Consider the following 13,805-nt stretch of genomic DNA (forward strand, 5'->3'; position numbering starts at 1 on the left):
ATGACACTTGAACTCGCCAGCAGTCGCGAAACCGCGCCCACCTCCCGCGCCGATAGCCCGCTTGCCGTGCGCGGCATGACAGTCTCCTATGGGCAGAAACCTGCGGTGTTTTCTGTTGATATGACGGTGCAGCCGGGCAAGATGACCGCGATCATCGGCCCGAATGGCGCGGGCAAGTCGACTTTGCTCAAGGCTGCTTTGGGCATTCTGACCCCGCTGGCGGGCACCGCCACCGTCTATGGCAAGCCGGTCGCCGAACAACGCCACCGTATCGCCTATGTACCGCAGCGCGCCAGCGTGGATTGGGATTTCCCGACCCGCGTGATCGACGTGGTGCTGATGGGGCTCTATCCGCAACTGGGCCTGCTGGGCCGCATCCGCCCTGTGCACCGCGCCCGCGCCACCGATTGTCTGGCCCGCGTCGGCATGGAAGATTTCGCCACCCGCCAGATCGGCCAACTGTCTGGGGGCCAGCAACAGCGGGTCTTTCTCGCCCGCGCCTTGGCGCAGGAGGCGGACCTCTATCTGCTGGACGAACCCTTCGCCGGGGTCGATGCGGCAACTGAAAAGGCGATCATCGCCGTGCTGAAATCCCTGCGCGACGCAGGCAAAACGGTTGTGGCGGTTCACCATGACCTATCGACCGTGGCCGAGTATTTCGACAACGTCTTCCTGATCAACACCCACCGCGTCGCCGAAGGCAGCGTCGAAGAGGTATTCCAAGCCAACCACCTGCAAGACGCCTATGGCGGTCGCTTGGCTGGCGCACAAATGGATGCGTTGCAGCTGTCATGATCTGGGACGCGCTGACGCTGCAACTGGGCTATAACGCCACGCTGGTAACACTTGGGGCGACGCTGCTGGGCATGGCCGCGGGCGTTGGCGGCACCTTTCTATTCCTGCGCAAACGGGCGTTGGTGAGCGATGCGATCTCGCATGCGACGCTGCCGGGTGTGGCGCTGGCCTTTATGGTGATGGTCGCGCTTGGCGGGGACGGCCGCAACCTGATCGGCCTGCTGCTGGGCGCGGCCTTGTCTGCGGCGGCGGGGCTGCTTTTGGTCTCATGGCTCAGCAACCGCACGCGGCTGGCCGAAGATGCGGCGATTGGCTCGGTCCTGTCGGTTTTCTTTGGGCTTGGCATCGTTTTACTGACGGTGATCCAGACCATGAGCGCCGGACGACAAGCAGGGCTGGAGGATTTCCTTCTGGGGTCCACCGCCGGGATGCTGCGCAACGACGCCCTGATCATTGCGGTGGCCGCGGCGCTGACGCTGGCGCTGGTGCTGTTGCTTCGGCGTCCGCTGACGCTCGCCTCGTTCGATCCTGAATATGGCACCGCCATCGGCCAGAACGTTCCGCGCACCGATCTTGCGATGATGGGGCTGGTGCTGGCGGTGACCGTGGTGGGCCTTAAAATCGTTGGGCTGATCCTGATTGTCGCGCTCTTGATCATCCCGCCCGTCACCGCCCGGTTTTGGAGCGAGCGCACCGATCACGTGGTGCTGATCTCCGGTGCGCTTGGCGGTATCGCGGCCTATGTCGGCGCAGCGCTGTCTGCGGCCCAGCCGAACCTGCCGACGGGGCCGATCATTGTGCTGGTGGGCTTTGCGCTCTTTGCGCTGTCGCTGCTGTTGGCACCGGGGCGCGGCGCGCTTTCGGCTCTGCTGCGCCACCGCCGGTATCAGCGCCGGGTGCATCTGCGACAGGGGCTGCTGGCGCTTGCCCATGGACAACCGATCTACGAACAACTGACCCTGCGCCTGCTGCGTGCCGAAGGCTATGCGCTGCCCGATGGGGTCGCCACCAAAGCGGGCCGGGGCCGCGCCGCCAAGGCGCTGCGGGACGAAACCCGCTGGCAGTTGATCCGCCGCGATCCAGCTTACGAGGCGGCGGCCCAGCAATATGACGGTCTGACCCCCATCGAGACGGTGCTGACCGCCGACCAAATCCGCGAAATTGACAGCCGCATCGACATGCGCGGCGGGGTGATGGCATGAACGGTTCTGAATTTGTGCCCCTGTCGTTGGTGCCGATGCTGACGGGCATCTTCGTCGCCGTGGCCTGTGCCTTGCCGGGGAACTTCCTCGTCCTGCGCCGCCAAGCGCTAATCGGCGATGCGATCAGCCATGTGGTGTTGCCGGGGATCGTGGTGGCGTTTTTGCTGACCGGCGTGGTCAGCACCTGGCCGATGCTGCTGGGGGCCGCGGGGGCGGCGCTTGTCTCTGTTTTGGCCATCGAGGGCGTGCGCCGTCTGGGCAAAATCGAATCCGGTGCGGCGATGGGCGTGGTCTTTACCGCTATGTTCGCGGGCGGCGTGCTGCTGCTTGAGCAATCGGACACCAGCAATGTGCATCTCGACGTGGAACATGCGCTTTACGGCAACCTTGAAAGCCTGATCTGGCTGGATGCGACCGGCTGGGGGTCGCTGTTCGACCCCGAGGCGCTAGCGACCCTCCCGGTGGAGCTGCCGCGCATGGCGGTGACGCTGGTTTTTGTTACGCTTTTTACCGCGATCTTCTGGCGGCCGCTCAAGATCAGCACCTTCGACGAGGGCTTCGCCCGTACCATCGGCATGAAGACCGGGCCACTGGGTCTTGGTCTGGTCATCGTTGCGGCGATTGCCGCTGTGGCTGCCTTTGACGCGGTGGGCAGTATCATCGTCATCGCCATGTTCATCTGCCCCCCCGCCGCCGCGCGGATGATGACCAACCGATTGGAGTACCAGATTGCGTGGTCGGTGCTCTTTGCCACTTTGGCCGCTGTGCTGGGCTATGTGCTGGCCGGATACGGGCCGCTGTGGATCGGCATGCGGGATTCGGTGTCAGCGGCGGGGATGATCGCCACGGTTTCGGGTGTTATCCTTGGGTTTGCGGCACTTATGGGGCCGCATCGGCAAAGAGGCGCCGCTGCCCCCGCCGCTTAATCGAATCGCAACGATTCGTTTTCTGGGCAACCGATTCGATTTTGCTTTGACCTGTGATTCGTCCTGCGTCTATACAGGGTGCAAGCTCCGCCGGAGACGACTTGTACCCGGGTCGCCCGCCGCTCTGATAAGACCGGAATAACAAAAGCACCAGTGCGCCGAGTAGCCGACCCAGAAGCGGATCGCCCCAGTCTTGGCGGCGGTCCGCTGACTCTGTCTTCCCCCTCTGATAGACGCAATCCGATCTGGCAGAATCGGAATGGCCCATGCTAGGTCTTGCGGTATGCCAAGCCCGACCCCCAATATAAGCGAAAACCGCCCCGTCATCCGCCAGTTGGACGATTCCGCGATCAACCGCATCGCTGCGGGCGAGGTGGTCGAGCGCCCCGCCTCTGCCGTGAAGGAACTGGTCGAAAATGCCATCGACGCGGGCGCGCGGCGCATCACCGTGGAATATGCCGACGGCGGCAAGACGATGATCCGCGTGACCGACGATGGCTGCGGCATCGCGCCCGAGGATTTGGCGCTGGCCTTGTCGCGCCACGCGACCTCCAAAATCGATGGCTCTGACCTGCTTGATATCCACACTTTCGGGTTTCGGGGGGAGGCCCTGCCGTCCCTCGGTGCTGTCGGGCGGCTGACCATCACCAGCCGAGCGTCGGGGTTTGACGGGGCCGAGATCACCGTCGACGGTGGCCGCATGGGCGAGGTACGCCCGGCGGCGCTGAACAGCGGCACCATCGTCACCCTGCGCGATCTGTTTTTCGCCACACCTGCGCGGCTCAAGTTCCTGCGCACCGACCGGGCAGAGGCGCAGGCCATCGGCGATGTCATCAAGCGGTTGGCCATGGCCGAGCCTTTCGTGCGTTTTGTGCTGCGCGATGTCTCGGGTGACGGTAAGGGCCGCGATGTATTCCGCGCCGAGGCTGAGCAGGGCGATCTGTTTGAGGCGCTGCATGGCCGCTTGGCGCAGGTGCTGGGCCGAGAGTTCGCGGAAAACTCCCTGCCCATCGACGCCATGCGCGAAGGGCTGCATCTGACGGGGTTCGCAGCACTGCCGACCTACTCGCGTGGCTCTGCGGTGGCGCAGTATCTCTTCGTGAATGGCCGCCCGGTGCGGGACAAACTGCTGACAGGCGCATTGCGCGGCGCGTACTTCGATTTCCTCAGCCGGGACCGCCACCCGGCGGCGGCGCTGTTCGTGGAATGCCCGCCAACGCTGGTCGATGTGAACGTGCACCCGGCGAAATCCGAGGTGCGTTTCCGCGATCCCGGTCTGGCACGGGGGCTGATCGTCTCGGCCCTGCGCCATGCGCTGGCCGAGGCGGGGCACCGCGCTTCGACCACCGTGGCTCAGGCGACTTTGGGCGCGATGCAGCCCGAACCGCAGGGCGCGCGGGTCTACCAGATGGACCGCGCGGGCATGGACCGCCCCAGCCCCGCCGCGCGGCAAGCGGCCTATAACGCGCAGGCGCCGGGCTTTGCCGAAACTGCAGGCGTCTGGGGCCGGGTGGAGGGCACGCCGATGCCCGAAGCGCCCGCGCCGTTCACTGCCGCGCCCGAGGGCGAAGAGGCGGCCCCCGCCCCGGACTACCCGCTCGGCACCGCGCGGGGGCAGGTGCATGAGAATTACATCATCGCGCAAACCGCCAGTGGCATGGTCATCGTAGACCAACACGCCGCGCATGAGCGGTTGGTTTACGAGAAGCTGAAGCGCCAGATGGAAACCAACGGCGTCGCCGCCCAAGCGCTGCTGATCCCCGAAATTGTCGAGCTTTCCGCCAATGACTGCGCGCGGCTGCTGGAACTGGCGGACGAGCTTGCCAAACTCGGCCTTGGCATCGAAGCCTTCGGCGGCAGCGCTATCGCCGTGCGCGAAACGCCCGCGATCCTTGGCACCGTGAACGCCCGCGCGCTGATCCTTGATGTGCTCGACGAATTGGACGAAGGCGACAGCAGCAACATCGTGCAGGCCGAGATCGAAGCGATCCTGAGCCGTGTCGCCTGTCATGGGTCGATCCGTTCGGGCCGCTGGATGCGCGCCGAAGAGATGAACGCGCTCTTGCGCGAGATGGAGGCGACCCCGCATTCCGGCCAGTGCAACCACGGGCGGCCCACCTATGTCGAACTCAAACTCGCCGACATCGAACGGCTTTTCGGGCGCACTTGATGGAGCTTGGCGGCACGACGTTGAACCTGTCTGACCCTGTGACGCTGGCCGCCCTTGCCGGGGCCGGGCTGCTGTTGCTCATCGTTATCTTGCTGATCATGGCGGTGCGCGCCGCTGGCCGCTCGGCCCGTGTGGCCGCCCCCTTGGCGCAGCAGATGCGGGTGCTTGGGGGGCATGTGCAGCAGTTGGGGCAGGGACAGGAGCAGCTGCGCGGCGGGTTGCAGATGGTCTCGGACACACAAAGCAATACCCAAGCGCAAATGATGCAGAGCATGGAGGCGCGGCTCGCCTATGTGCAGCAGCAGATGCAGGACCGGCTGGCCGACAACGCCGCCCGCTCGGCCCGGTCCTTGGCCGAGATGCAGCAGCGCATGACCGAGACGCTGCACGGCTCGTCGAAACGCACCACCACCAGTCTTGCGCAGTTGCAGGAGCGTCTGGCCTCAATCGACAAGGCGCAGGATAATATCACGAAACTGTCGGGCGACGTGTTGTCGCTGCAAGACATCCTCAGCAACAAACAAACGCGCGGATCCTTTGGTGAAATCCAACTGCGCGATATCGTGTCGAAAGCCCTGCCGAGCGACAGCTATTCTTTGCAAGCCACACTCAGCAACGGCAAGCGGCCCGATTGCCTGATCCATCTGCCCAACCCACCGGGCCCGATCGTGATCGACAGTAAATTCCCGCTGGAGGCCTATGAGGCCCTGCGCCGTGCCAAGACCGAAGCCGAGACCCGCGCCGCCGCCCAGCAGATGAAAACCGCCGTGCGGGTGCACCTCAACGCCATCGCCGACAAATATATTCTGGAGGGCGAGACGGCCGAGGGCGCTTTGATGTTCCTGCCCTCCGAAGCGGTCTACGCCGAGTTGCACGCCAACTTTCCCGAACTCGTCCGCGAGGGGTTTGAAAAGCGGGTCTGGATCGTCAGCCCGACGACCTGCATGGCCACGCTCAACACCATGCGCGCGATCCTGAAAGATGCGCGGATGCGCGAACAGGCAGGCGCGATCCGCAAGGAGTTGGGCAATCTTAACAAGGATGTCGAGCGTCTGGCAATGCGTGTCGGCAACCTTGATCGGCATTTCAGCCAAGCGCGGCGCGATGTCGAAGAGATCAAAGTCAGCAGCGAAAAAGCCGCCAAACGCGCGGGCCGCTTGCATAATTTCGACTTCGAAGAACTGGCAGAAGACAAAACCGAGGCTATTGTTCCCCTGAGGACACCCGAAGGGAACGGCTGAATGAACGACGTGGACATTACCGGGATGACGCTGGAGGCGATGCAGACGCGGGCCGCCGCGTTGCGGGGCGATATCGTGCAAACACCGGTGATGACGCTCTCTTCTCCCATGGTCGACGATGTGCTGGGCGGCGCACAGGTTGCGCTCAAGCTGGAGTGTTTTCAGCATACCGGCACCTTCAAGGCCCGCGGCGCGCTTTCGGTGGCACGACAGCTTGACGATGACACCCGCGGACGCGGGATCACTGCGGCCAGCGCGGGCAACCATGCCATCGCTGCCGGTTGGGCCGCTGCAAAGCTGGGGATCAGCGCCAAGGTGGTGATGCAGGACAACGCCAACCCCTTTCGCGTCGCCCTTGCCCGTGCCACCGGGGCCGAGGTCGTGATGAAACCTGCCGGGCAAGAGACCTTTGCCGAGGCGGAGCGGCTCGTGCGCGAAGAGGGGCGGTTTTTTATCCACCCTTTCGAGGGGCTGCACACGTCGCTCGGCACCGCGGGGGTGGGGCTGGAACTGATGGCGCAGGTGGCGGATTTAGATGCGGTCGTCGTCTCTGTTGGCGGTGGCGGGCTGATCAGCGGTGTGGCCGCCGCGGTCAAGGCGGTTAACCCCGCTTGTCGGGTGTACGGCGTTGAGCCGACAGGCGCCGACAGCATGTCGCGAAGCCTCGCCTCTGGCGCGCCTGTGACCATCCCTCAGGTCAATACCATCGCCGACAGTCTTGGCCCGCCGATGGCGCTGCCCTTTGGCCATGCGCTTTGTGCGGTCTATGTCGATGATGTGGTGACGGTCAGCGACGATGCGATCTGCGCCGGGATGGTGGTACTGCAACAGGCCGCGAAATTGGCGGTGGAGCCTGCCGCCGGGGCCGCGATGGCCGGGGCGCTCGGGCCCCTGCGCGCGCAACTGGCGGGGCGGCGTGTGGGGGTGATCGTCTGTGGGGCCAATATCGACACCGAAACCTATCTGGGACAGTTGAGCCGCGGCCAAGCGGCGCTTGAAGGCCTCCTGTCATAGCGCCCCCTTTTGCGCGTGTGCAGGCCGTCTTGCGGCGGCGTGACCCTCTCCAAGAAAATGTATCGGGCAGTGCAACTTTAACTCCTTTTTACCCGTGTGTGCCCCATATCCAAAGTCCCGGACTAAAGCAGGACCCTTATGCCTTTTGAAGCTCTGAACGACAGCACCGACCCCCAGCATCCGCGCGGCCGGCGCGTCGCCGTGATTGGTGGCGGTATTTCCGGCATGGGGGCGGCGCATATGCTGGCGCCAACGGACCGCGTGACCCTGTTTGAGGCGGGAGCCAAGATCGGCGGCCATGCGCGGACGGTGATGGCCGGAAAGAACGGCGATCAGCCGGTCGATACCGGGTTTATCGTGTTCAACTATGCCAACTATCCGCATCTGGCAGCGCTGTTTGCCGAATTGGACGTGCCGGTGGTGCCGTCGAACATGAGCTTCGGCGCGTCGATTGATGGCGGGCGGCTGGAATATGCGCTGACCAATTTCAACGCGGTCTTTGCCCAGAAACGCAATATGTTCAGCCCGCCTTTCCTGCGGATGCTGCGCGATATCGTGCATTTCAACAAGAACGCGCTGGCGGTGTCGCGTGACCCGTCGATGACCATTGCCGAGTTCCTCGACCGGCTTGGCACCGGGCGCTATTTCCGCGACTTCTATCTCTCGCCGCTTTCCGGCGCGATCTGGTCCACCCCAACCGAGAAAATCATGGACTTCCCGGCCCATGCCATGGTCAACTTTTTCGAGAACCACGCGCTGCTGAACTATTCCGGCCAGCATCAGTGGTACACGGTGAAGGGCGGCTCACGGCAGTATGTCGACCGGTTGGAGAATGCTCTGCGCGCCAATGGCGTTGACCTGCGCACCGACTGCCCGGTGCAGGCCGTGCGCCGCACTACGCAAGGCGCAGAGGTCCGCGCATGGGGCGGCGAGTGGGAGGCGTTCGACGAGGTGATCTTTGCCACCCATTCCGATGACACGCTGGCTATGCTTTCCGATCCGACTGAGGCCGAGAAACGCACCCTGGGCGCAATCCGCTATCAGCCCAACGACATCGTTTTGCACGCCGATGCCAGCATCATGCCAAAGCGGCGTTCTACTTGGGCGTCTTGGGTCTATACCGAGGATCGAGAGCAGAAATCAGACCGGATCGACCTGACCTATTGGATGAACTCGCTGCAGCCGATCCCGCAGGACGATCTGCATTTCGTGACGCTCAACACCAAACGTAGCATCCGCGAAGATCTGATTTACGATCAAGTCACTCTGCGCCATCCGGTCTATGACCTTGCCGCCTTGGCAGCACAAGACGAGGTGCGCGCCTTCAACGGCAGCCAGAATACATGGTTCTGCGGCGCTTGGATGCGGCATGGCTTTCACGAAGACGGGCTGGCCAGCGCGGTGGATGTGGTCGAGCGGATGCAGGCCGCGCGGGCGGCTCCCTTGGCGGCGGAGTGACGGCGGGCGTCGATCATATCCGGGGCCAGACCTTTCATGGCCGCAAAGGCACGGTAGAGAACCGTTTCCGCTATTCGGTCGACTATGTGATCTGCGATGCCGAGGCCACGGCGCTGAGGACGCCCGCGCTTTTCGCCCGCAACGGGGCGGGCCTGACCAGCCTGCAAGACAGTGACCACGGCGGCGCGCCGGGGCAGGGGCGTGGAGCCCTTTGGGTGCGCGAGGTATTGGCCGCGCATGACATCGTGGGGGTCGCTCGGATTGAGCTTGTGGCGCAGCCGCGGGTGCTGGGCCATGTCTTCAACCCGGTCAGCTTTTGGCTGTGCCGTCGGGCGGATGATGCGCTGATCGCGGTGATCGCCGAGGTGACGAACACCTATGGCGACCGGCATTCCTATCTGTGTCATCATGCAGACCTACGCCCGATCGCGCCCGACGACAGGCTGAAGGCCGCAAAGCTCATGCATGTCTCCCCCTTCCAAGATGTCTCGGGTAGCTATGTCTTTCGTTTTGATATCACCTCTGAGCGGATCGGCATCTGGATCGATTTCTCGGACGGGGAGAACGGGTTGATTGCCACATTGACCGGGCCGCGTGCGCCGCTGACCAATCGCGGTATCCTTTGGTCGCTGCTGCGCCGCCCTTTCGGTGCGCGGCGGGTGCTGGCGCTGATCCATTGGCAGGCGCTGAAGCTTTGGCTGAAGCGAGCGGGGTTTCGCGCCCGCCCCGAGGCGCCCAATGTCGAGGTGTCTCGTGATGCGGCCCATGGCGCGGAGGGCCGATGACGGGCCGCGCGGCCCGGCTGCCCGCCTATGCGCTTTTCGCGGCATTGCTCGCGTCGGCGGGGCTGCCAATCTACATTCACGCGCCGAAGTTCTATGTCGATGAATACGGGGTCTCGCTGACGGCACTTGGGTCGGTGCTTTTTGGTTTGCGGCTGTTAGATGTGGTGCAAGACCCCGCCCTTGGTTGGTTGGCCCAAAAACTGCGCGACAGGCGCGGCACTGCAGTGACGGTGGCGGGCGCGGTGATGGCGCTGGCGATGCTGGGGCTTTTTGCCATGCCCGCCCCGGTGGCGCCGGTGCTGTGGTTCGCGCTGATGCTGACGCTGGTGTTTTCCGCCTTCAGCTTTCTGACCATCTGTTTCTATGCCCAAGGGGTTGCCAAGGCCGACAGTCTGCCGGGCGCGGGGCATTTGACCCTTGCGCGCTGGCGCGAGACGGGCGCGCTTTTGGGGGTTTGTCTGGCCTCTGTCGCGCCTTTGGTTCTGGGCGTGGGGCTGGATCGTCCCTTTGCCGGGTTCGCTGTTGGCTTTGCGATCTTGGCGCTTTGTGCCACGGTCGCCATGCGGGGCGAGTGGCGGGCGGCGGTGCTGCCGATGGAAAGTGGCTTCGGCACCGTGTTGCGCGATGCGCAGGCGCGGCGGCTACTGTTGATCGCGCTGGTCAATGCCGCCCCGGTTGCCGTCACCTCGACCCTGTTTCTTTTCTACGTCGAACTGGCGCTTGAGGCGCCGGGGTGGGAGGGGCCGCTTTTGCTGCTGTTTTTCCTTGCCGCGGCAGCGGCGGCACCGCTTTGGGGGATCTTGGCAGAGCGGCACGGCCCGCGTCGGGTGCTGCTGGCCGCAATGGCTTTGGGCATCGCCTCCTTCGGCGGGGCGCTGTTGCTGGGGCCGGGGGATGTTGCGCTTTTCGCCTTGGTCTGTCTGGCCTCAGGCGCGGTATTGGGCGCGGATTTGACCCTTTTGCCTGCCATGTTCGCCAGCCGCATGGCGCAGATTTCCCCCTCGGCTGCCGAAGGTTTTGGCCTCTGGTCCTTCGTCTCCAAATTGACCTTGGCTTTCGCGGCCGTTGCTCTACTTCCAGCTTTAGAACGCGCAGGGCTGCAGACCGCAGCGGGAACCAGTTCCGACACATCCATATCCCTGTTGATCTGGTTCTATGCCGGTGTACCTTGCGCCTTGAAATTGCTGGCGATCGCTCTGCTCGCCAGTGCAAAAGACGTGGAGACATCGTGACAGAGCCGTTGATCTTTATCGCTGTCGGGCTTGGCCTTGGTCTATTGCTCACTTTTTTGCGACGCCGTTTAGGGGAGTTTCATGGCCAGTCGCCAAGCGACTATGTCGATTCTTTCCCCGTCTTCGACCTGCGGTTGCATCTGCGCGATGAGATGATTTGCGAAGGTGTGATTTTCGGCCCCCTAGGCCGGGTCACCAGCAGCTTCACGGCCAAGTTCGACGTGTCTTGGGAGGGGAATGTGGCCACCGTGGCCGAAACCTTTCGATATAACGACGGTTCGCGTCAGGAGCGCGAGTGGACCGTCACATTGGGCGAGAACGGCAATTTCACCAGCACCGCCCCGGATGTGATCGGCGTGGGGCAGGGCGTTCAGGCTGGACCGACCTTGCAGTTGCGCTATCGTATCCGACTGCCCGAAGAACTGGGCAGTCATGTGCTGAAAACTGTCGATTGGATGTATCTCACCCCCGATGGCACCATCGTGAACCGCAGCCAGTTTCGGAAATTCGGGATCAAAGTAGCAGAATTGGTCGCCACGTTGCGACCGGCGGAGGAAAGATGAAAGACTGGCAAGGCAAGACCTATTGGCTGGTAGGCGCAAGCGACGGGCTTGGGGCGGCACTGGCACATCAGCTTAGCCGCACCGGGGTCGAGGTGATCCTCTCGGCCCGTTCCGAGGACAAGCTGACCGAGCTGGCGCAGGCGCTGCCGGGCCGGGCGCGGGTGCGGGGCTTGGATGTGACCGATGATGCGGATGTGGCGCAGGCGGCAAAGGATGTGGGGCCAATCGACGGGTTGGTCTATCTGGCGGGGGCCTATTGGCCCTTTGGTGCGCAGGAGTGGCAGGCCCCGCATGGGGTGACCATGGCCGATGTGAACTTCACCGGGTTGATGCGTGTCTTGGGGCAAGTCGTGCCAGAGATGGTCGCGCGCGACCACGGGCATATCGTCATCACCTCCAGCCTGACCGCCTATCGCGGTTTGCCCGGCTCAATCGGCTATACGGCCTCCAAGGCCGCGACCCTGTCTTTGGCGGAATCGATGCACGCCGATCTGCGCAAGACCGGCGTACAGGTTCAGGTGATCAACCCCGGTTTCATCAAGACCCAGTTGACCGACAAGAACGATTTCAAAATGCCCTTCTTGATGGAGCCGAAAGACGCTGCGCGGCGGGTCTATGAGCATATGAACGGCGACAGTTTCAAACTGGATTTCCCTTACGGGTTTTCGCTGCTGTTCCGTTTGGGGCGGTTCTTGCCAGACTGGCTTTACTACCGGTTCTTTTCCTGAAGGTCAGACCTCGGCGATATGATTGCCAAAGAGATCACGCGCGCGTTGCCAGACGGGATTTCCCGCCTCTGGCAAGGCCCGCAGGGTCGGTAGCAACTGGGCTGCAAAATCCTCAGAGCTTTCGCGCGGCAGCATGGAAGGCAGGTTATCGATGGCCATGACATCCAGCGGCGGGGCATCATGCACACGCAGGGCGGGCGTCTCCCAAGTTGTGGCGCGGTCGTAGACCTGCACAGGGTTAAAGGCGCTGTCCGGGTCGCAGGCGATGTCGCCGATCACCCGCAGCGCACGCTCTGCCTTGGGGGTATCGGGGCGGACGAAGGCAGGGGTGTCTGGCCCCGCGAGGATGCAATTGAAGAAATAGGCATGTTCAAGGATCTCAGGGAACGGCCCCCCGTGGGCGGTCTCAGGCATATCCCAGCCGGTGACGGGGATGCCCAAAGCCGCGCAAAGATCGCTCGCCCCGCGCCCCACGCGGCCCAACGCGCCGATCACCAGCGCGCGGTCGCCGCTTGCGTCGACCTCCGCAAGGTCCGCGGACAGCGCAGATTTTAAGGCGTCGGCGTCGGGGTAGGGCTGCACCGGGCCGCAGGGCTCACCGCGCAGTTGCGCGATGCGGCATTTGACAGACACCGCAGCCCCGGCAAATCCGGCCCAATAGCCAAAGGCGGCAACGCGGCGGCCATTGTCATCGGTCAGATATTCCAAATCCAGCAAGGTGCCGCCACCGGCCTTGAACCGTTCTAACAGTTTGCGGCCCGAGGATTGGCCCTTGTAGGCGTGGCCGAACATGATGTGGACATGGGGCAGGGGCGTGCCGTCTTCGGGCAGTTCCTTCAGACCAAAGATCACGGCATCGTGCGGGGCGTCGGGCCAGCTATGCGCGGGGACGATCTCGCAGCCCGCCTGCGCATAGGCGGCGGTGGGGATCACGCGGCTGTCGCTGTCTTCGACGCTCACCTTCATGCCTGTCGCGATCAGCGCGGCGGCCCCTTCGGGCGTCAGCCCGGTGCGGGTCTCATTGTCGCGCTGTTCGGCGCGCAGCCACAGATGGGTCATGCCAACATTCCTTTCTCCCGAATGGCTTTCACGCTGGCGCGGTCCTCCATGCGGGCGGCGAAAGCCTTTAGCCGGGGGAAATTGGCGCGGTCGACCCCGTCCCCTTCGAGCCAGCCCGACACGACAAAGAGATAGGGATCGGCCAGCGAGAGCCTGTCGCCCGCGACGTAATCACCCCGGAAAGCATGGTTTTCGGCATAGGCCGCGCAATCGGCCATGGTCTGCGGCACCTTGGCTTTCATGTCGTCAAAGCTCGATTGCTGATCGGCCCAGCGGTGGCCGCGCATCTTATGGGCATGGGCCACATGCATGGTCGAGGCGAGGTAGTACATCACCCCGCGCATATGCGCCGCGCGTTCAGGGTCGGCAGGGACCAGCCCCGCCTTGGGCGCGCGGGCGGCGACATAGTCCAAAAGCGCGCCGGTCTCGGTCAGGGCGCTGCCCGCTTCGGTCACGAGGGTCGGCACGCGGCCTTTTGGGTTCAACGCCAGATAGGGCGCGCCGGTCTGTTCGGCGGCGGCGAAATCGACCTTTACCGGCTCATAGGCCAGCCCCGCTTCTTCAAGTGCAATAGCAACGGCGACTGAGATTGTGCCGGGGGCGTAGTGGAGTTTCAGCATGGGGGCAGCCTT

13 protein-coding genes are annotated in these 13,805 nt (G+C 63.8%); 11 read left to right on the forward strand and 2 right to left on the reverse strand.

Annotated features, from left to right (window positions below; all coding sequences use genetic code 11):
• The 11 genes from K3758_RS02165 to K3758_RS02215 all read left to right on the forward strand — a co-directional run bounded on the left by K3758_RS02165 (position 1) and on the right by K3758_RS02215 (position 12,114).
• Positions 1-795, forward strand: a complete 795-nt coding sequence (locus K3758_RS02165) for a metal ABC transporter ATP-binding protein (protein WP_259947264.1) — start codon at positions 1-3, stop codon at positions 793-795.
• Positions 792-1,997, forward strand: a complete 1,206-nt coding sequence (locus K3758_RS02170) for a metal ABC transporter permease (RefSeq protein ID WP_093927897.1) — start codon at positions 792-794, stop codon at positions 1,995-1,997. The genes K3758_RS02165 and K3758_RS02170 overlap by 4 nt, the downstream gene beginning before the upstream one ends.
• Entirely contained in the window at positions 1,994-2,923 is a 930-nt protein-coding gene (locus K3758_RS02175; RefSeq protein ID WP_259947268.1) for a metal ABC transporter permease, read from the forward strand. Before K3758_RS02170 ends, K3758_RS02175 begins: the two co-directional genes overlap by 4 nt.
• 283 nt (positions 2,924-3,206) lie before the next feature.
• A complete protein-coding gene (gene mutL, locus K3758_RS02180; RefSeq protein WP_259947270.1) occupies positions 3,207-5,093 on the forward strand; it encodes a DNA mismatch repair endonuclease MutL in 1,887 nt (628 codons plus the stop codon).
• Entirely contained in the window at positions 5,090-6,334 is a 1,245-nt protein-coding gene (locus K3758_RS02185; RefSeq protein ID WP_259947271.1) for a DNA recombination protein RmuC, read from the forward strand. Before mutL ends, K3758_RS02185 begins: the two co-directional genes overlap by 4 nt.
• A complete protein-coding gene (locus tag K3758_RS02190) occupies positions 6,335-7,348 on the forward strand; it encodes a pyridoxal-phosphate dependent enzyme (protein WP_259947272.1) in 1,014 nt (337 codons plus the stop codon).
• Positions 7,349-7,486: 138 nt separating this feature from the next.
• On the forward strand, positions 7,487-8,806 hold the full coding sequence (locus K3758_RS02195; protein WP_259947273.1) for an NAD(P)/FAD-dependent oxidoreductase: 1,320 nt from the start codon (positions 7,487-7,489) through the stop codon (positions 8,804-8,806).
• Positions 8,803-9,591 carry a DUF1365 domain-containing protein gene (locus K3758_RS02200; protein ID WP_259947274.1) on the forward strand — a complete coding sequence of 263 codons (789 nt, stop codon included), beginning with the start codon at positions 8,803-8,805 and terminating at the stop codon, positions 9,589-9,591. Before K3758_RS02195 ends, K3758_RS02200 begins: the two co-directional genes overlap by 4 nt.
• Positions 9,588-10,823, forward strand: coding sequence for an MFS transporter (locus tag K3758_RS02205; protein WP_259947276.1), 1,236 nt, complete (start codon positions 9,588-9,590; stop codon positions 10,821-10,823). The genes K3758_RS02200 and K3758_RS02205 overlap by 4 nt, the downstream gene beginning before the upstream one ends.
• Positions 10,820-11,386, forward strand: coding sequence for a DUF3833 family protein (locus K3758_RS02210; RefSeq protein ID WP_067629629.1), 567 nt, complete (start codon positions 10,820-10,822; stop codon positions 11,384-11,386). The genes K3758_RS02205 and K3758_RS02210 overlap by 4 nt, the downstream gene beginning before the upstream one ends.
• Complete coding sequence (locus K3758_RS02215; protein WP_259947278.1) at positions 11,383-12,114, forward strand: SDR family oxidoreductase; 732 nt, start codon at positions 11,383-11,385, stop codon at positions 12,112-12,114. The genes K3758_RS02210 and K3758_RS02215 overlap by 4 nt, the downstream gene beginning before the upstream one ends.
• 3 nt (positions 12,115-12,117) lie before the next feature.
• Here K3758_RS02215 and K3758_RS02220 read toward each other — a convergent pair whose 3' ends face one another.
• Positions 12,118-13,173 (reverse strand): saccharopine dehydrogenase, encoded by a 1,056-nt coding sequence (locus K3758_RS02220; RefSeq protein ID WP_259947281.1) that lies wholly within the window; start codon positions 13,171-13,173, stop codon positions 12,118-12,120.
• Positions 13,170-13,793: a glutathione S-transferase family protein gene (locus tag K3758_RS02225; RefSeq protein WP_259947283.1), complete on the reverse strand. Its 624-nt coding sequence runs from the start codon at positions 13,791-13,793 to the stop codon at positions 13,170-13,172. The genes K3758_RS02220 and K3758_RS02225 overlap by 4 nt, the downstream gene beginning before the upstream one ends.
• Between the last annotated feature and the right edge of the window lie 12 nt (positions 13,794-13,805).

This window comes from Sulfitobacter sp. W002 (assembly GCF_025142135.1).
In the GTDB taxonomy this organism is placed as follows: Bacteria; Pseudomonadota; Alphaproteobacteria; order Rhodobacterales; family Rhodobacteraceae; genus Sulfitobacter; species Sulfitobacter profundi.